Here is an 18676-nt window from a genome sequence, read left to right on the forward strand (position 1 = left end):
GAATGGTTATTCTAATTGTTCGATCTGCAATTCTCCACAAAAAATCGGTTGCCGGATACGTTCTTCGATTGAAGGATGCCTTGATTAATTAACCCCCTTTGCTATCGAAACTAGCTATATATGCTATCTAATTTTTTCTTATTTATAATCTTTTAATGCAGTCTTTTCCGCTCTTGTATCAAGGATGAGACCACCACTCACTGTGATCTACCTATCACGAGAATTAAATGATCTGGTTTTAACTAATAATTTTAATACAAACACTTGACCTTGGGTCTGGCCTATGGTGTATCGTTGAGGTATTCCAAGCTATCGGAGTGAATTTTATGAAGAGTGAAATTACGATTAGTGAATTAGCCAATCTTATGAACGTGTCTATTCATCAAATTCGTTATTTTGAAGAGAAAGGAGTTCTTGGGCCTGCTTACACAGATAACAATCAGTATAGAATGTACGGCATTGAGCAAGTATACCAGCTAGCACATATTCTATTGCTTCGCAAACTGGGAGTGTCTGTTCAGTCCATAAAAGATTGTATTACCTCCTATTCTGCGGATCAATATCGACAGCTATTTCAGCATTCCTTGCGAGAAGTGGATGTGGAGTTGCTGCGGCTCAAAGAACTTCAGCAGTTCATCAAAAAAGTTTTGCATGAACAGCAAAACTTTAATTCGCAGTCCAACCAATATCAAATAAAGCGGCGAGACACCACCTACTTTGTAAGTTGGATTGAAATGGATTCACATACTAAGCTTCATGCCAAATTGTTGGTTGAACAAGCGAAGTGCGTTCCGAACTTGTTCGAATCGGACATTCATTATATATATGATGGTTCGAGCACAATTACCTTATGTCTAGAAACTCAAGGACCTGGCGATTTTTCTTTACCTAGAGGCAATTACCTTTCCATGCAGAGCCTAATTCATGAAGATGATGAGCTCGAACATATGATTGAACAGTTGTACGACTATGCTGCTGCACAATCATATACCATAGCGGGGCCCCTTATCCTTATTGAAAGATCCTATTTATCGTTATTTAGCAAGAACGAGTTGCATTACGAGTTGCAATTATTGATCGAATCGGCAGCAAAATCCGAAAGGAGGAACAATCATGACTGCAGCACCAATAACAATTGAACCTATGCAGGCCAAGTATAATCTACAGGTCGGCCGACTGCTTGTTCACGGATTTCGCCGAAAATTTCAAAGCTTAACGAACATGAATGATGACGATCTCGCTCTTTTTTTCGAAAAGTTGTTTGAACATTTTCCCATCGAACCGGCAAGTCAAAGAATGCTCGCCCTGCAAGATGGAGAAGTTATCGGGACGATATCTATCAAATGGAAGCCCGAATCTGACATAAAGCAAAAGCTTCCTTCGTGGAAGAGCTTCAATAGGGTGGGAAAATGGAACCTGTTGAAATTGCTGATCGGGTTATCTTTATTAAATCATGAACCACAGGCTGGAGAATGTTATATTGCAGACATTGTTGTCCATCCGAACCATCGAAGCAAGGGAGTTGGAAAGCTATTATTGCTGTGGGCTCAGCATGTTGTTCAAACTGAGCCACACCTAGATGAGCTGAGCTTACACGTCGTAGGTAATAACTCACGTGCTAAGCATCTATACGAGCTTCTGTCATTCCAGACTCATTTACAAAAGAATAGCTTAATACGGCATCTTTTTTTCAACGAATCGAAATGGGATTATATGGTTTTAAAATTAAAATGATCAGTGTAAAATTTTAAAGGAGCTATTTTATGAAAAAGAAAAAGATACAAAGTTGGGTGAGGAAAACTTATGCGTAAATTTATTTGAGAAAAAGTATCATTAGCAGTATTTGATTAACTTATTTATTGCCTTTGTAGGAGTTGGCCTTGCTGCTCCAATTATGCCTTCCTTTGCAAAAGAAATGCATTTAAGCTGGCAATTGATGGGATACATGATTACCTTCGCGTTTGCTATGCTTTTTGCCTCTCCAATTGCCGGTATCTGGACAAAATTATCGAATTATACCACTCGTAAGGTTTTCGGCTTGGAATACAATAACAATACAGCCTAGGTTAGATCTAAGGTTAAGTATTTTGTTCAAGTTAGATATGATCCTGCTACTCCTTTTATATCGATCATAAAAAAACCTCGCCAACCGTGACCATCATCGGAATGGCTTCTTTTTTTATCATAATAGCAGGTCTATCGCATCCAGCACAGCTTCGGCATTATTCGAGCCGATCTGATATTTCGCCGTCTTCTTCACGAGTTCACTCGCATGTTCCATCGCATAGCTATAATGTACATGCCTTAGCATTTCGACATCATTGCCACTATCTCCAAAAGCCGCCGTCTTATCGTCTGCAATCTGCCATCTTTGCTGAAGAAGCTGAATTCCATGCGCCTTGTGAATGCCCGTCACAATAATATCCACATCCCCATGACCGCACGATACGGCCGTAACTTCCTCCCCTAACTCAAGCTTCAAGTTCACAAGTGCTTGATCCAGATCTTCAAGTGGAAAACGAAGGGCAAATTTAAACAATTGATCCTCAATTGACGTTAGATTCTCTACTCTCTTTAATCGATGGTAGTATTGTTTCGAATAGTTATAATAGTTATCGTATTCATCATGCCGTATGTAAGCACTTAGTTTGCCGCATAATGCAATGTTCGAGGAAGGATAGTGTTTCAGAAGCTCCAGCGTCTTCGCAATCGTCTCATCAGACATTTGACCTGTGAACACTTCCTCTTTCCCGTCTATAATATAAGCGCCATTCTCCGCAACAAAAGCAATTTCATGCTCAATTTCAGGAAAAAACGACCGTAACTGGTAATATTGATTCCCGCTAGCCACAACAAACCGAATGCCTTTTCTTTTCATCTGAGCATACTGATCCAGAAAGCGATCTCGATTATAGTCCTTGCGGTCATTCAGAAACGTGCCATCCATATCTACGGCAATGATTTGTACATCCATGTTCAATTCCTCCCCTTATCCGTTAATTTAAGGTCACGTCCGCTTGATTACGGTAGAATCTGCCGATACCCAGCAACAGTATGATTAAATAGATCGTCGCAAAGCCAGCGATATACCATAGCGCAGACACCGTGCCTGAATGGTCCATCAAATATCCAATCAGTGCAGGGAAGAGCGCGGCTCCGAACCCAGCAAAAGCTGTAACCAGACTGGTCACTAGACGCGTCATGCCGGGAAACATATGATTCGCATACACCATTGTGATCGAATACACACCAGACATCGTTAACCCCATCATGATGACCAAGATAAAGCCGACGACAGCATCCCTCCATAACGCAAACATGACGATCACCACGAGCGTGCCGAACATGCTCCAGCGCAAATAACTCGCATAATTTACTTTTCGAATAATCCAACCTGTAGCAGCCCTGCCAATCACCATCGCTGTCCAGAACAAGCCAATACTCAACGAGGCGTAGTAAGGGGTAACCTCTAAGTGATTCAGGAAGATGGAGGACATGAAATGGTTCAGACTCCCCTCAATCCCGCTGTAAATGAAAATCAAGAAGACGAATGCGAAGAGAATGTACCGCTTTATCTGCTTAGTCTTGAACATCGGCGGCGGTGCAATGCCGGCATCCAAAGATTCCGCACCTTCCGTTCCCTCCTTGACAAAAGAGATGAAGCACCACATGACCGCCATAATGATTCCAAGACATGTCGTCACGAGGAAGGAATACCGCCAAACCTGATTCGCAATCAATACACTAGCAATGAGTGGCATACAGAGCGCACCGATCCCGAACGAGACTTCTAGATAACTCATCACTACAGCTCGACGTCCCACGAATACTTCCATCATCAATGTCGCAACAACGCACTCGATTGCTGCTGTACCGACACTATTCAAGAAATTTAATGCCACAACCCAGCCGAACGGCGGAAGTGACCATACACTGAACTGCGCAATCGCAATGACGATCGCAGAGAGCGCGAGTACGTATTTTTCCTTCATCAACACTTTCATGAGCCATGCCGAAATTGGTACGCCTGCAATAAAGCCGACTGCACTCACGAATACCATTTGCCCGCCAACCGTATAAGATTGCTCATAGTGAGCGAGCAATTGCGGCATCACAGAACCGATCGTTGTAATGACAAGTCCTGCTAGAAAATACAATGAATACGAAGCGATCGCAAAGGTTCTCATGCCTTAACCTCCTTCTAGAAATAGGGATCATCTTGCTAATATTTTCATTGTAAAGAATGAAATGCGTTTCAAGTCAAGCATTCAAAACCATATTTCTAAAAAAGAAATCGGCATGTTACAATATTTCCGAATATACAGAAAAAAAGGGGGATTATTATGGCGAATATCAAAGATGTCGCTAGAGTGGCAGGTGTCTCGATTGCAACCGTATCCCGCGTTCTCAATGAGTATCCTCATGTCGCCAAGGATAAGCAAGAAAAGGTTATGGCGGTTATGAAGGAATTGAATTATTCGGTGAATGGCAACGCGGTGAAGCTAAGTAAAGGAAAGACAAATACCATTGGTGTCATTGTGCCGTATAATAATAACTCTTGTTATGATGAACTCATTAACGGCATTCTGAAGAAAGCGCATGAGTTGCATTATCATGTTCTCTTGCTGCCTTCGTATTATGAGAACGTCATAGAGAGTAGCTATCTTACGTTATTGAAAAAGAAAATGATCGATGGAATCCTACTCACTTCACATACACTTCTTCCTGAGCAGATCTTAGCCTTGTCCGAGTGGGGAAAAATCGTATGCTGCGAGGCTTGCCCTGTTGAGCTTGTCCCGTCTGTGTTCCCAGATCGATTTGCAGCGTATATCGAAGTCTTCACTTATTTGAAGAGCAAAGGCTATAAACGTATACAATTCACATCGGGAAGAGATTTTCAATCGAGTCCTAGCACGCGATTACGTATTCAGGCGTATCAAGAAACCATCACCGAAGCGTATGAAAGTCAGTTCTTCGACCAGTGCTTCGACTATCAAGATGGTAAAAGAGTTGGCGACCTTATGTTTCGAAATTCGATCGTCCCGGATGCGATTTTTACGAATGGCGATGAAGTCGCTGCAGGAATTATGGCTTCCGCCCAGAAGCACGGCTACAGTTACCCGCAAGATTACGAGATTATTGGCGAGGAGAATACGCCATTAAGTGAAATATTAGGTTTCCCAAGTGTGGATTATCATCAGACTGCAATTGGCGAGCAGGCCGTCTCGGTATTACTAAGCGATGAATACGCCCGAATTAAGGTTCGACATCAACTCAACTTCAGAGTTCGAACAGAAGCGAGTGCGTTGTCCTGAATGAGCGCGAAGTTCACACCTACCTACACCACAAAGAAGCCAGTCATGGGATCCTAGAAAGATGGACACAGAGTGCCATCCAACGATCTTTGCTTTTTTTTCTTTGAAAGTAAACTCCCGTTAACTTAATTAATAAGGGCCCCAATATTACTTTTTGTTTATCCACCTCATCTTCTCCCTTCCCTCCGTCGGGAATAAGATCTAGTTCTTGTCAATATCGGGAATGGGATCAAGTTCTTGTCATTGGGTATTGACAAGAATTTTCATTTTGAAATCCTCACTCTTCATAAATAAATCGTCATCTTATAAGAATTAAACTAATTTTTGAACATTCCTGACCGTTAGCACAACACGGCTGCAATTCCCAACGTTCTCTTAGCAAGAAAAAATATATCTACTGATCTCTTAATTCTGTTTCTCTTTCAAAATTAGGTTAAATCCGATTTCAGCAGTCTAGCGACAAGAAATTCCCTACAAGGATTGGCTATGCACGTTTTGTCGGGTATTTTCATGTCGTGGTTGATTATGATACTTCACGCTTCCTACTCGCTTTATCCAAAGGGTCCTCTTGTGTACTGTGTTGAGCAAGCCGATAATGGGGCTCCTCGAGCTCTCCAGACTCTCCGCTCCCCGGCCTCTCAGCCAACTCCCGCATTGCGGCTCGTCAGCTGATTCCCACACCTACCAAGGCCGCTTCCCGCCGCCAAGCTTCGTCAAAATGCCGTCGTTGGCAGCGTCGTAAGCTTGAAATATTTTCGCCGCAATCGGGGATGCGCCATAACGCCCGAAGCCGCCTTCGGGAACGACAACCGCGACGGCAAGCTTCGGGTTCTCGACGGGAGCATAGGCGATGAACACCGCATTTTCAACCGAACCTCCCGACACACTTTGGGTGGAAGTTCCTGTTTTGCGCGCCACATTAAATGGTAACACCTCAATCCCCTCTGCCCCGCTTTTCATCCCGTGGATAATGGTGTTCCAATCCTCTTTGGCAAACTCTGAGGAGGAATCCTCCAATACTTCAGGCTCTATTTTTCTAACCAACTGGCCCTGATAGTTGCGAATTTCATCTACAAACAACGGCTTCATCCGCTTCCCGCGACTAGCCAAAGTAGCTGTGTACTGAGCAAGCTGCAAGGTTGTCGTTTTCTCATTTTGTCCCCATGATGCGTAGACCATCGCTGATTGATAACTGTCTTTCACCGCATTTTTGATAAAATCATTAGATCCTTCAAGCTCACCCGGCAGGCCGCTCCCTGTTTTGATACCCATTCCGAATTTCGCCATATATTCTGCCCATTTGGCAGTCACAGCGGGATTCTCTCTGCCATATTTGGCCCAGAAAGGAATACCGACTTTTTCAGACATGAACGTGTTAGAGGAATGTTCAATGGCTCCGGCAGCATCCATATCCCCGTATGCCGCTTTCCCCGAATTGGTGATGGTGCTATTGCCTCCCTTACCAAAGCTAAACGACCCCGTATCGTAATAAACTTTGCCGTACCCGCTGAAAAATTTCTCTTTAAGCCCTATCAACACAGACATAGGCTTGATCGTGGAACCCATGAACACAATCGATGATGGATGTTTCGCATTTTCTTTTTCGTCTGGATACTTAGCTTTCGCCGTTCGAATGCTGCCATTGGGAATAAAGGTTTCGATTTCTCTATAGACACTTGCCGACATACCACCGGTCCACGCATTTGCATCGTAATCTGGATAGTTTGCCATCGTAACCACCCGTCCCGTATCCACTTCCATAGCAACTGCAAACCCGGAAGCTGCCTGCATCCCAACACTCATATACAAATCATTGGCGTGCGATGGGCTGCGCAAGTAGCGAATATGCTCCTCCAGCATTCGTTCTGTCGCTTTTTGGATATCTTTATGTATGGTCAAATATAAATTATTTCCTTTAACTGGAGCCGCGACTTCGGCTCTCCCAATTATTTTGTTAACGGCGTCAACGGGGTATGTCTTACTGCCGTTTCTGCCGCGCAGCTCATCCTGATACATGCGTTCGATGCCATCAAATCCCACCTTTTCCGAGCTTAAATATTCCTGAACCATAGGGCTGTCTTTGTAGATTTCCTTAGCTGTCGGTGAAGTATAAGAGTTCGTATATCCCACTAAATGCGTAGCAATTGTAGTATTGCCGTCATCATCCATTTCATAGGTGCGGATACTTTCCTCCGTTACGTCTAACCATTTAAATTCATCCCTATGCTCTAAAATATAGGCGATCTCATCGTTAGACAAATCCGCCTTAATTCGTCGCGGAACCCAGTAATAGCTTGGTTTTTTGATTTCAACCTTATGGTAGTCGTAGCCAATGTCCATGGCTAGAATGATTTCTTCTGGGGTCGGACTTTTCGAGTTTGGTTTGGCATACTTGTCGAAAACATCGGCTTTAAGCCGATCCGCTATAGCAATTAAGTCATCTAACTTTTGAGCGCTGGGATCAATTCGAAAAAATAAGGACTGCATGGGAATGGTGTACGCAAGCGGAGATTTCGAGGAGTCATAGATGTTGCCGCGAATGGGAGCAATTTGAATCGTTTGTGTGCCATTTCTATTCTCTGCGGCTTTATGTATTTTCGTTTGAACAAACTGCAGCATAGCCAATCGCACGATCAGTATGGAAAATAATACAAAGGTTACAAAGAAAAAAAGATTGATCCGCAGCGAAAAATGCCTCTTTTGAGCAAGCTCTTTTTTCTTCGGATCATCCGCAATCGGCGATTTCATCACTGTAAAACCCCCTTCTGTGTCAGGATGTATCCTGAAACAGACGAAGGAACACCTCAATCGGTTCACTAAAATATGGAAAAGTTGGATTAAGTCTGAGAAAAGCACTTTTAAACGTTTTATTTAATGACTCTCATTAACGGACTCCAGAGTCGTTATTACGCGAATAGAGAATATTGAGCTATCGGTAACAATAGGTAAGCATTTGATACAATCTCCAGCTTTTCCCCTGTTCCACACGGAGCGTACTAGTTTCCCAGTACTCCGCGTTCCCTCTAACTGAATTTATTAAATCATAAGTTCCTCGTTACTCATTGATTTGGGATATGTTAAACTAATTTTTGAGTTCGTCAATCGTCTCTTTATGTGCTTGAACAATAAGTTGTTGGACTTCTTTGTGGATGATGCGCAAATTGTTAAACTTGTCGTTTCCACCTGAGTGCAACGGGATATAGTGGTGGCAATAAACCTCAGATGCGAAGAGATACATACCTGTAATTTCGCATTTCCCCATTTTCATACTATACCGACTAATCCGATTATCCATATATTCTACACTTTGATTCGGGATGCTAGATTTCGTTAGTAAGTAAATTTCCTGATGTAAATCTGGTCGAAGCTTTTTGTATATTTGCTCTCTGCCTGCTGTGGTAAAGAGCGAAAGACCTGTTCTAAAGCCCATCGTATTCTTTGTTTTCACATTGGCTAGAGGATATAAATAGACATCCGCTACTTTGAAAGTCCTGTAACCCAAGCTGTAAACTTTACTGTACGTTGGCGGTGGGTTTGCAGGATGCTCGTATTTCCCGATTTGTTTGAGACGATTGTACATGAAAGCTCGCAGATTCGTAGGCAAGACGTGAGAACGCAACACTTACATGTGTTGCCCGATTAAAGTAGTTGTGTATTCCTAGAACAAAGCTGTTGAATCGTGCAGCGTTTAGAGCCGTTGGCGAAGAATGCATTTTAAGGATGCGTTTCTTGGCTTCGCTTTTGATTTTCTGCCTTTTACCCGCCTTAATACCCGTATGCGCGATAAGACTTTTTTAGCGGAAAGAGTTCCCATTGACCGGCCACCCAGTGATCGAGGTCATTCAGTACAATATTGGAGAGCAATGTTGACAGCAAGCCCCCTTGAGGCACCCCTTTACTCCAAAGCCACCAAACTATCTCTACCCGTTACTTGAATGAACAATTGCCGCGAGGCAAGCTCCTTCACTATCGTTCTCCATAGTCCCGATGGAGTTTAACAACATTTACTAATTTATCTACTCTTAGATCACTCTTCTACTTTGAGGCTATTTTTAATATACTATCTACTGACAATATCTTTATTTATGGAGGAAGTAGTATGAGAGAATCTGTTGTACAAAGACAATTACAAGCATATAACGATAAAAATATTGACTTATTCATGGGATGTTATAGTGAAGATGTTAAAATATATGATTTTCCTAATACACTTACCATAGAAGGCCAAGAGGCCATGAGAGAGCGCTATCATAAGTTGTTCGAATCATACCCTAATATGTTAGCAACTGTTGATAAAAGAATATTTCACGGAAAATATGTAATAGACCATGAAGAAATAACTGGAAGATTAGAAGGTGCCATTATAGAGGCAGTTGCAATGTATGAAATAAAGGATGATCTAATTACAAAGGTTTGGTTTCTTAAAGGTGATTAGTGAAAATTAAAAAAACAAGTGGAAAAGATATATACAAACTTCTTCTCTATTGCTCCCCTTCGGTTGCTATCCTGCCCATTGAGCAAAGGCTGCCATAATGGCAGCCTTTGCTCTGTTGCACTATCGTTCGCCGTTAGTTGTGTGAGCGTTTAGCCTATTGAAGTAAGTTGTAAACATACTCTGCTTTATCATGAGTCTATGATAGTAATGGTATATAACCTTTTGGAATGCGGCACATTACTTATTAACGGACTAGAGATCCTTTTGCATTGTTAACCTTCTCCCTGATATTACAAGCTTTTTCATATTTACATCATAGACTTGTGAAATCCAAGTCAATATACGGAATATCATTTTTTATATTATTAATATAAAAAGTTAATGCTTCCTTATTCCAATCACTCCAATTATCAAAGTTACCCATATCAGAACTACGGTATATAAGACCAATTACGATAGCTTGTCTTAAATTAATAAATAATGGAATGGCATCTAGTGAACTACGGCTTAATGTATTTTCTTTGGAGTATCCTTGAAAAAAGTTTGAAAAAAATCGTTTTGTTATTGTCTTTCGAGTATTTACATCTGTAATAATAAATGGAATTGGAGTTTCATGAAATATCGATGTTGCAATTTCAGAAGCAAACCAACTGTACTCGCATTGATCAAAGTCAATGATGCTCGGGTGATCTTCATGATTCAGGTAATTCCCCGGACTAATGTCTCCATGAATAAGCCCAAACGAATCTCTGTCTCTTGACAATGATTGAATTTGATTTATTATTAACTCAAGTTTCTGTTGAAGTATCTCATTAGGTACATAATTTTGAAATTTTGTAATAGCTGCATTGTCATTCCAATCGTACCTTTTTTGAATAGGAGAAAACTGTTTTGATATCTTATGCATTTTCCCAGTAAACCTGCCAATTCGTTCATAAAAGATATCACTTTCGACGCAAATTTCAGCCCTTCTGCCGGGAGCGAATTCAAAAGCAGTCGCAATAAAACAGTTATCAGCTTGTTCAATAACTTCAACATATTCACCTTGATTAGAAAGTAAGGCTTTCGATACAGTCATTCCGGAATCGGCTAGATAAGAAATAAACTCGATCTCAGCAAGCGTCATATCCTTACTCCTATGTGAGCTATGAGCAATCCTTAATATCACATTTATTGATTCACGTTTCCCTAAAAAAACAAAATTTTGAAAACCGTCAAGTTCTATAGTATCTGCAAAGTTAATGCCAAACCGACCTGCTGCCTCTAAAAAAATTTCTTTTGTAAATTTGTCTTTAATAGAACTTTCGATATGAATCTCCTCCAAATAAATAATGATTTATTTCTTATTGAGCTACCGTACCTTTATGAAAGCTATCCACATTGAATCTGTAGCGATTATTACAATCCTCATTTTTTAATACCCCTTTCAAGCATAATAACAAATTAATAATGAATTGGTTGATAAAAAATGATTAATGTTAAATTATCCTGCCCTTTAATTGAGAAAAGGCCACCAATCAAATGGCAGCCTTGTTCTTGTCGATTGTTTAACTTTCGTTCTGCGTTAGTTCAACGTTTGCTAATGCCCCGTCCCTTCCCAATGTCATAAGTTCTTGCCTCCTGATTCGGTTAAAGGCTTTAAATCCGTTGCTTTAAAACTTCGGTTGTAATACTGACTTGGCAAATGCCCTTGCACTTCATGCCATCCATTTGAATCTTCCCACACAAAGCGCAATTGTGCGGTCAGTTCCATCGTGGTGCGCCACGACGGGTCAAGATGTTCGTCCCAACCGTGTGACCACGCCCATGTATTGAATTGGTTAGGCTGCAATTCTGGACATGCTACTACCGATTTGGTATCAAAGATCATTGTTTCCCACCCAAAAAGATCGTTCCCAATATACATGTGTATGTTTCTTGCCGTATCTGTTCCAAAATTTTTTAAGATTACCTCGTAGGACAAAATTGTTAATGGCTTCGGATCATCTTTAGATTTCGCTTCAAACAGCAACATATTGGGCTGTACTTCCCAATCTGGCACTTTCGTTGTAACGTGTTCTTTCGGATCAACGGATTTGCACGTAACTGCTTCAGTTGGATGCTCTTTCGATATGGGATGAAAAACCAAATTGTAAACACTTAAACCACCAACTAAGATTGCGAATAGGAGTACAACTATCACTACCACTAAGATTATCTTATAGTTCATTAGTTTCCTTAAGTCCCCATTCATAGCTCTTATTTATTAACTTGAATCTGTCCCATTCTCTATATAAAGTCGAATAATTCCTTGAATTTGTTCCATTAAAATTGAGTCTCGAGACCGAACTCTATAATGGATCATCCTCCATGCTATACTGCCCTTTAGTTGAACAGGCAACCGATATGTCGGTAACCTGTTATCGTGGAGCTATAGTTCCGCGTTAGCGTAATAAAAAAAGCAATTTAGCTAGATCGATTAGCTCGGATACTTCTAATTTATTATCACCTAACTGCTCCTTGTTCCCACTGAAATAGTAAACAAACCGAACCAAATATCCATTCTCACGAGGAGCCAATCAAGGTTCAAATATATATTAACTTAAATCGAATGTAGACCAACCAGCAGAAATTATATCACTTCTGAGTTGTTTAAATGCCTCTTCTTCATCGAACTCAAACCTTGTAAAAGGTCTAGTGAAGAACTCTATAAAGTAAGGCCGCGCCCTAATATCTCTTTGTCCTATACATCTATCATTTAAACTAATACTTTCTAACTTTTCGTCATCCAAGCTTTCACTTCTTTTTCTGTAACGAATCCAGTTCTCATTGCATTCCTTAAAGTTAACAAATTTATCAATTCCAGATTCATCAATGTAATTAAGACCATTAGACGTAATACCTTTAATAACCTTCATAAGTCCTCCTTTACGTCAAGTCTCCCAGAATTGTTTTCATTTTCATAAAACGGCTGGCGTTCATTGGTATTGTATTACTCTCGTTTCCCGTCCCTCGGTTTTAAGGGTTTATCTCACGTATGCTCACTCACTCGCAGGATTTCATCACCTTATAAATCAGTATTTTTCAGAAAGTAAGTTGATTAAAACCGTTGATTCATATTTTGGGCGTGCGGGAATAGAGGAACATATGGAACATTTCCCCAGATCCTACTCTACTGCACGCATGCTCCACAAAATCCTTGGAGGTTCACCCTCCCACGGCTCAACGGGTCTATGCCCTTACATTCCTTCGTTATACCTGACCAAGGTGTGGAGGCCGATAGCGTTTAGCGGATGGGTCTGTGCCCTTTTGGAAAACGAACTCGGTACTCCGTGCTTTCTTTTTGAAAACTCCTGCGAATGAGTCAATTTACGTTATATTTAAGAAGTTTTAGGCAGCTAGAGCGTAATTGGGAATTACTTTTCCAGGTAAAAATGACTCACCTCTTTGAACAATGCCAACGAGGATTCGTGCCAATTTTCCAAGTAGCTTAAAAAGAGACTGTTGTTTCTTCATTTGCTTGATCTGAACATTATTCTCATGCATCTGTCGAAAGACTGGATTCGTTCCTACGAGCGTGATCGTTGCCAGATACATATACTTGCGCAACGTTGCATCTCCCCGTTTCGAAAGCTTGATTTGTCCCTTGTGTTTTCCTGACATCCTTTCAGCTAAGTTTAGACCTGCTTTACGCAATAACTGACGTCCATGCGCATACTGTCTAAGGTCACCAGCACATGATAGTATGGCAGCTATGAAGATTGGACCCAGGCCTTTAATCGATCGAAGTTGAATGGCCATTGGAATCTCACTAAGCAGTGCTAGAATGTCCTTTTCAATCTTTTCTAGTATTTCAACAATACGTTCAAACTCCTCTAGTAACCGCCGTAAATCTTGCTTGGCTTCATGAAGAGCTGTCTTCTCTCCTACACTCTGCTTGGCTTGCGAAATTAGCAACGCAGCTTTCTGAGTCCCCGTAGAACCACCCGCTCGTTTCATATGCTTTCTCCAACTTGTAATCACCTCAGATACCGTCAGAGACTGTAGATCTAGCGGGGAGGGTAAATCTTTAAGCGTAGCTAAGGAACGTTTGGAGGTCCAGTCTTTAAACACCGAGGTATACTCGGGGAACCGAATATCTAACCAACGGATGATCCGGTTCTGCATTCTTACACTATTCGTCACCCAAAATTCCCGGTCACTCATAATGGTACGTAACCGTTGAAAGACAGTAGACTGTCGCGTGTATTCATAGTAATAGCCTCGGCAAACGACATCTGCAATGACAAGTGCATCTTTAGGATCACTCTTGGAAGGACAATTATCTCGGTTTTCCTTGTTTCGTTTGGTGGTAGCAGGATTCACCATGACAACGTTTATCCCCTTGTCGGAAAGCCAATTAGCCAGGTTAAACCAGTAATGTCCGGTCGGCTCCATACCGATGATTAGGGTCTTCAACTGGTGCTTCTGTTGTAATTCAGCCATCCAACGTTGTAATCTTTCGAATCCTTCTAAGTCGTTTGTAAATGGTAAATGCCGCTTAGCAAGAACGATACCTCGAAAATTAGTAGCCTGTGCGACATGAATTTCCTTCGCCATGTCGATACCTACTACAAGATGAGAGGTGGAAATTCGTTCAATACGTTGATTTTGTCCATCGTTTTGTTTAAACTTCATAGTAAGAGCGCCTCCTTGATGGTATTGGGTTTCGAACCCGTGCACAAACCCATCATACCGAGGCGCTCCTTTTTTGACAAAGTCCAAATCTTAGTCATTACAGGAATGTTTAGATAAGTAGTAATGGATGATTATGGAGAGTTTTTTAAGTATCAGATATATTTTGGAAAAGGTAATTGTTCTTACTAAACAACTTTCTAAATCCAACATATACAAAGTAGCCGATAATACAACCAAACGTATTAAGTAGTATGTCATCAATATCAAGATAACCCAACATGGCGATAAATTGGAAAATTTCTATTCCAATTATGCTCATGACGCAAATCAAGATAGTTTTCAATAAGTTTCTGTACTTTTTAAAGGTAATAGGGATTAGAAATCCTAGTGGAACAAAAGAAACAATATTACCTAAAATATTGGTATAGGCATATGAATCAGATATATTTCGTAAATAAGGTGTTATACTTCGTAATGGTATTAAATTATAGTTCCAAATACCAAGATTTCTGTTTTCCTTTATTGAGATAATTCTATCGTCGATTGAACCATTAAACTTTACTACGACAAAAAATATTAACAAAAATACATAGGTAACAAATATTATTTCCCATATTTTACTTTCCTTCACAATGAGCCCCCGTTCGCTATTTCTACATTAATCAAACTTTGGAAATCCATTATATAATAATTAAAGATAAAATTACCATTTTTTTTGCGATACAGCCCGTTAACTAAGTAAGCTGCCGATCATTGATTTCGGCAGCCTTCTCCTGAAGTTTATTGAGCTATTGTACCCGATAGTTTAAAGGTTACTGGGGTTCCTGTAGCCTTTTGAAGAAATGTTAAATGTTCTTAAGCATGCGATAACATAGGGGCACAAAATGCGAAGTTTAAGTTCAAATCATTCTTCGACTTAATAAATAATAAGTCACTTTGACTCTTAAGTTCATAATTCACATTTTCAGTAAAACGATCAGGCGTGAAGTGAAATTGAATTATCTCAGTATCCCTGCTACTAATATTAGAAAGTAACCTTACTATATCGACTTTGTACTTACTCACCACATCATATAGGTGAAGTACATTCCCTTCATTTTGATAAATGATGATAGCCCCTTCGTCTTCAAAAAGATAAATCGAATCTTGAAAGACATTTAATGCATAGAACATAAAAATTCCCTGATTTTCGCTAATGCCAAATTGATTTGAAACAGGAGTGCGCGTTTGAAGGATTTTATTGATCATTTTTAGATCTTCTTCATTGGCGCAATCTATTTTTCGTAATCCGTTATTAACGATTGAGATTGGAGCAACTTTCATGCTGAAGTGCGCTTCACTACAAGGAGCGAATCCGAATTTCGGATAAAAGTGATGCACGCTCTCGTTCGCAAACAAATAGAACACTTCACATTCATCTCGATAAGTTTCTAAAACATGCTTCATTAATGAGCTAGAGAATCCGTTACCTCTATAGTCGGGGTGCGTCATAACTGTCCCAATCTGAATTGCTCTTTGGTTTGTTCCATCAATTATTAAGTTCATTTTACTTATCGAAACATTAGAAACGACTTCCTGGTTTATTACAACTGAGTGGCAAATATAATTATTATCCCAGAAGCCCTTCTGATACCATTGCTCGAAGTCGATTCCGAAAACGTCGTTTGCTAATTGATTAAAGCTTTTCCTTAGTATCTCATCGTTTTGATAGTTACTAAAAACAGAAAATTCCGACGCATCAAATTGGATATTCATTTCAGTTCCTCCTAAATTGGAAGGAAACAAAATACCGAGGTTATAGGAGAAAATGAGCGCAAAAAATGCAGTAACCATAAAGGTAACTGCACCGATGGCTAATAACGCTCCATACGTTGCGTCCTTGTAATGGATTAAAATGAACAAACTACTCCCTTGGATAAAAAGCAGCCAAAAGAAAGATTGTCTCATGATAGGCATCCATTACAAAGTTGTTGGCATGGAGTGAATCCCCTTCCATTATTCTCCTGAAATAAAAGTAACAAATGAATATAATCGAGTCAAGAAAGATTTTGACCCTTCGTCTTGAATTAATTAATCCTCCCTTTACTTTAACGAGGCTGCCTGTTCATGCCGGCAGCCTCATCTTGATTTCTTATTGAACAAACGTATCCCGATAGCTTAACATAGCTGGAATCTATTCCGTCGGGAATGACATCAAGTTCTTGTCATTAGCTCGTGACAAGAACTTGATGTCATAAAATACAAAAGCCGCGATTTACACGGCTCTTTATGAGATAATCTTCTTGTCACCCGACATCCATACAACCTCCGATTTTTGTTATCGCTAAAAAGATTAGATTTTTAATTTCAATTGAGTCGGAACTCGAATCTCTCTCCTGTTTCCTATACCTGCCAATCCGCTTTTGTTGCTGCCAATTGCATAAACATCCTCATCAAAAGTAATAGCGTAAACAACATCGCGACTTACTACGATTCGTTCAACTCTATCCATGTGCTTCAATGGAATAAAGTCGGTTTCGGTGCTGCGAATCCGACTTATACGGTCTTTAAACCAATCGATGGCAGCTTGCTCACCAGCAAATTCACTTTCATCTTCATGAAGGAAGATCGGAGAACAGTGACTTTTTGTCAGATACCCCTGAGCAAAATGCTCATGGTCAATGAAAAAACAGAACAATTGTCCATCGTTCATCAACACATGGACTTGATAGTTGTCGCATTCTATCTGTTTAACGTTTTCCATGAGCTTTATCGGAGGGAAAATTTGATGATAAGAGCCCTTCTCAGATACGGTGGCACCAGTAGTCCCCCAGGCATACAGCTCACCTGAATTGGTAATTGCATAGATGAAGCCTTGCGCCACAACTGCATCTGCTACATTTTCAAATACTTTGACTGGCTTTGATATTTCCATGCCTTCATTATGAATAAGCCCTAGGCTATTGCTCCCCCAGACATACAAATCACCATTCCGCTGAATAGCTGTCATCGTATAGCTTCGGGCTTTTACTTGCTTTACATTTGACAAAAGGCATTGACTAAATAATTCAGTTGTAGTACCCAGTTGTCCATAGTCGTTTCTTCCGAAACCGTATAACCCATCATCATTCGTAATCGCAAAAGCTATATAATCAGAAACGTACATCGCCCTTACATTTTCTTTGAGCTTGATAAATCCACTATGTCTCCATGTAGAACCATAACTAAGCAAGTCCCCGTTGTTAAGAAGTACATAAACGTCTCTGGACTTGACCCCTACATCTTTTACATTATTCATTACATGTACTGGGACATAGCTTTTTTGAGGAGAATGATCTCCCCAGCCCCAAAGTTCAGACCCATTTACAATTGCATACGCCGAATAACTACCTAGTGAAGCTTGTTGCACATTATCCAATACTTTCTCAGGAATATAGCGATTTTTTATTGAATTAACTCCTAAAACGCCGTAATGTTTATCACCCCACGTATAAAGCTCTTTATCTTTTGTAATCATAGCTGCTGCCAAAGAACCCGGGATAAGAGCTTGAACTTTAAAAGACTTATTTACTTTCTTTCCTTTATCTTTAACAATAGGAATTCCAAGTTTCCAAGGTGTGCGCGGTACTCCTATATTTGAAGTTTCCTGCCGTCCTTGAAAAGCTAATTTAAATTCATACTGCAAATAATCCGTCAGTTGCCAAATATCTCTCTCTTTTAGCACCCATGTTAGTTCATCCTTAATAAAATTTGTATTTAAAAGATTATTTAAAGCATCTACGTTAAATCGTTTTGACTTTAAGCCATACGTTTCAGTGCCATTCCCGGCAATCAGACTGGTGATAATTTTGTTATTGTGCAGAACGTGAATTTCAATAACATCATCGTCAAAATAGCCCACTGTCATAATGGGGTCATTAAAGGTACGGGACAGCTCTTTACCATACGACCTTACATTTGACCAATTCAATTCTTCGCTGTAAATACTAACCCATCCATCGCTAGAGGGTGATATGTTAACATTATTTTTTTCTGAAAAGGCTTCATTAACACCTTGAGAATCATCGCTTCTAATATGCACACTAGCGTATTTAGTCCCCATTTTATTCCCCCTACTTTCCTGGAGATACTCCCTACAAGCTCTGTGATGCCCGATTTATGCATTTGGATCTACTGTCCACAGTTTAGCCATGTTCTTCATCTGAGGATTCTCCATCAATTCTTCAAATACACCGTGATCAACAGGCTGTCTGTTTGTCATGATACTAACGTTCACCGATAGTGGAATGAA

15 protein-coding genes are annotated in these 18676 nt (G+C 40.3%); 4 read left to right on the forward strand and 11 right to left on the reverse strand.

Features of this window, described 5'->3' with window-relative positions:
* Positions 1-326: 326 nt before the first annotated feature.
* Positions 327-1139, forward strand: coding sequence for a helix-turn-helix domain-containing protein (locus ACBP55_RS19615; RefSeq protein WP_464644297.1), 813 nt, complete (start codon positions 327-329; stop codon positions 1137-1139).
* On the forward strand, positions 1114-1734 hold the full coding sequence (locus ACBP55_RS19620) for a GNAT family N-acetyltransferase (RefSeq protein ID WP_464644298.1): 621 nt from the start codon (positions 1114-1116) through the stop codon (positions 1732-1734). Before ACBP55_RS19615 ends, ACBP55_RS19620 begins: the two co-directional genes overlap by 26 nt.
* 448 nt (positions 1735-2182) lie before the next feature.
* Here the strand turns inward: ACBP55_RS19620 and ACBP55_RS19625 are convergent, their stop codons facing one another.
* A complete protein-coding gene (locus ACBP55_RS19625; RefSeq protein WP_464644300.1) occupies positions 2183-2974 on the reverse strand; it encodes a Cof-type HAD-IIB family hydrolase in 792 nt (263 codons plus the stop codon).
* 22 nt (positions 2975-2996) lie between these two features.
* On the reverse strand, positions 2997-4187 hold the full coding sequence (locus tag ACBP55_RS19630) for an MFS transporter (RefSeq protein ID WP_464644302.1): 1191 nt from the start codon (positions 4185-4187) through the stop codon (positions 2997-2999).
* 156 nt (positions 4188-4343) lie between these two features.
* Between ACBP55_RS19630 and ACBP55_RS19635 the strand changes: the two genes are divergently transcribed.
* Entirely contained in the window at positions 4344-5315 is a 972-nt protein-coding gene (locus tag ACBP55_RS19635; protein WP_464644303.1) for a LacI family DNA-binding transcriptional regulator, read from the forward strand.
* 681 nt (positions 5316-5996) lie between these two features.
* On the opposite strand, the gene ACBP55_RS19640 is transcribed toward ACBP55_RS19635, so the two are convergent.
* Both ACBP55_RS19640 and ACBP55_RS19645 read right to left on the reverse strand, forming a co-directional pair.
* Positions 5997-8063 (reverse strand): peptidoglycan D,D-transpeptidase FtsI family protein, encoded by a 2067-nt coding sequence (locus ACBP55_RS19640; protein WP_464653360.1) that lies wholly within the window; start codon positions 8061-8063, stop codon positions 5997-5999.
* Between the two features lie 334 nt (positions 8064-8397).
* Complete coding sequence (locus tag ACBP55_RS19645; protein WP_464644304.1) at positions 8398-8895, reverse strand: HNH endonuclease signature motif containing protein; 498 nt, start codon at positions 8893-8895, stop codon at positions 8398-8400.
* Between the two features lie 519 nt (positions 8896-9414).
* Between ACBP55_RS19645 and ACBP55_RS19650 the strand changes: the two genes are divergently transcribed.
* Positions 9415-9750: a nuclear transport factor 2 family protein gene (locus ACBP55_RS19650; protein WP_036680416.1), complete on the forward strand. Its 336-nt coding sequence runs from the start codon at positions 9415-9417 to the stop codon at positions 9748-9750.
* A 313-nt stretch (positions 9751-10063) separates the two neighbouring features.
* Here ACBP55_RS19650 and ACBP55_RS19655 read toward each other — a convergent pair whose 3' ends face one another.
* The 7 genes from ACBP55_RS19655 to ACBP55_RS19685 all read right to left on the reverse strand — a co-directional run bounded on the left by ACBP55_RS19655 (position 10064) and on the right by ACBP55_RS19685 (position 18487).
* On the reverse strand, positions 10064-11074 hold the full coding sequence (locus tag ACBP55_RS19655) for a phosphotransferase enzyme family protein (protein ID WP_464644306.1): 1011 nt from the start codon (positions 11072-11074) through the stop codon (positions 10064-10066).
* Positions 11075-11353: 279 nt separating this feature from the next.
* Positions 11354-11959, reverse strand: a complete 606-nt coding sequence (locus ACBP55_RS19660) for a hypothetical protein (protein WP_464644308.1) — start codon at positions 11957-11959, stop codon at positions 11354-11356.
* 367 nt (positions 11960-12326) lie between these two features.
* A complete protein-coding gene (locus tag ACBP55_RS19665; RefSeq protein ID WP_464644309.1) occupies positions 12327-12647 on the reverse strand; it encodes a hypothetical protein in 321 nt (106 codons plus the stop codon).
* A gap of 472 nt (positions 12648-13119) precedes the next feature.
* Complete coding sequence (locus tag ACBP55_RS19670) at positions 13120-14406, reverse strand: IS110 family RNA-guided transposase (RefSeq protein ID WP_464644311.1); 1287 nt, start codon at positions 14404-14406, stop codon at positions 13120-13122.
* 145 nt (positions 14407-14551) lie between these two features.
* Positions 14552-15037 carry a VanZ family protein gene (locus ACBP55_RS19675; protein WP_464644312.1) on the reverse strand — a complete coding sequence of 162 codons (486 nt, stop codon included), beginning with the start codon at positions 15035-15037 and terminating at the stop codon, positions 14552-14554.
* A 224-nt stretch (positions 15038-15261) separates the two neighbouring features.
* Complete coding sequence (locus ACBP55_RS19680; protein ID WP_464644314.1) at positions 15262-16353, reverse strand: GNAT family N-acetyltransferase; 1092 nt, start codon at positions 16351-16353, stop codon at positions 15262-15264.
* A 385-nt stretch (positions 16354-16738) separates the two neighbouring features.
* Positions 16739-18487 (reverse strand): RCC1 domain-containing protein, encoded by a 1749-nt coding sequence (locus ACBP55_RS19685; RefSeq protein ID WP_464644315.1) that lies wholly within the window; start codon positions 18485-18487, stop codon positions 16739-16741.
* Positions 18488-18676 lie beyond the last annotated feature (189 nt).

The sequence above is a fragment of the Paenibacillus sp. WG02 genome (genome assembly GCF_055396115.1).

Coding starts and splice junctions, on each gene's coding strand:
- ACBP55_RS19615 (WP_464644297.1), top strand. CDS start 327: ATGAAGAGTGAAATTACGATTAGTGAATTAGCCAATCTTATGAACGTG.
- ACBP55_RS19620 (WP_464644298.1), top strand. CDS start 1,114: ATGACTGCAGCACCAATAACAATTGAACCTATGCAGGCCAAGTATAAT.
- ACBP55_RS19625 (WP_464644300.1), bottom strand. CDS start 2,974: ATGGATGTACAAATCATTGCCGTAGATATGGATGGCACGTTTCTGAAT.
- ACBP55_RS19630 (WP_464644302.1), bottom strand. CDS start 4,187: ATGAGAACCTTTGCGATCGCTTCGTATTCATTGTATTTTCTAGCAGGA.
- ACBP55_RS19635 (WP_464644303.1), top strand. CDS start 4,344: ATGGCGAATATCAAAGATGTCGCTAGAGTGGCAGGTGTCTCGATTGCA.
- ACBP55_RS19640 (WP_464653360.1), bottom strand. CDS start 8,063: ATGAAATCGCCGATTGCGGATGATCCGAAGAAAAAAGAGCTTGCTCAA.
- ACBP55_RS19645 (WP_464644304.1), bottom strand. CDS start 8,895: ATGTACAATCGTCTCAAACAAATCGGGAAATACGAGCATCCTGCAAAC.
- ACBP55_RS19650 (WP_036680416.1), top strand. CDS start 9,415: ATGAGAGAATCTGTTGTACAAAGACAATTACAAGCATATAACGATAAA.
- ACBP55_RS19660 (WP_464644308.1), bottom strand. CDS start 11,959: ATGAACTATAAGATAATCTTAGTGGTAGTGATAGTTGTACTCCTATTC.
- ACBP55_RS19665 (WP_464644309.1), bottom strand. CDS start 12,647: ATGAAGGTTATTAAAGGTATTACGTCTAATGGTCTTAATTACATTGAT.
- ACBP55_RS19670 (WP_464644311.1), bottom strand. CDS start 14,406: ATGAAGTTTAAACAAAACGATGGACAAAATCAACGTATTGAACGAATT.
- ACBP55_RS19680 (WP_464644314.1), bottom strand. CDS start 16,353: ATGAGACAATCTTTCTTTTGGCTGCTTTTTATCCAAGGGAGTAGTTTG.
- ACBP55_RS19685 (WP_464644315.1), bottom strand. CDS start 18,487: ATGGGGACTAAATACGCTAGTGTGCATATTAGAAGCGATGATTCTCAA.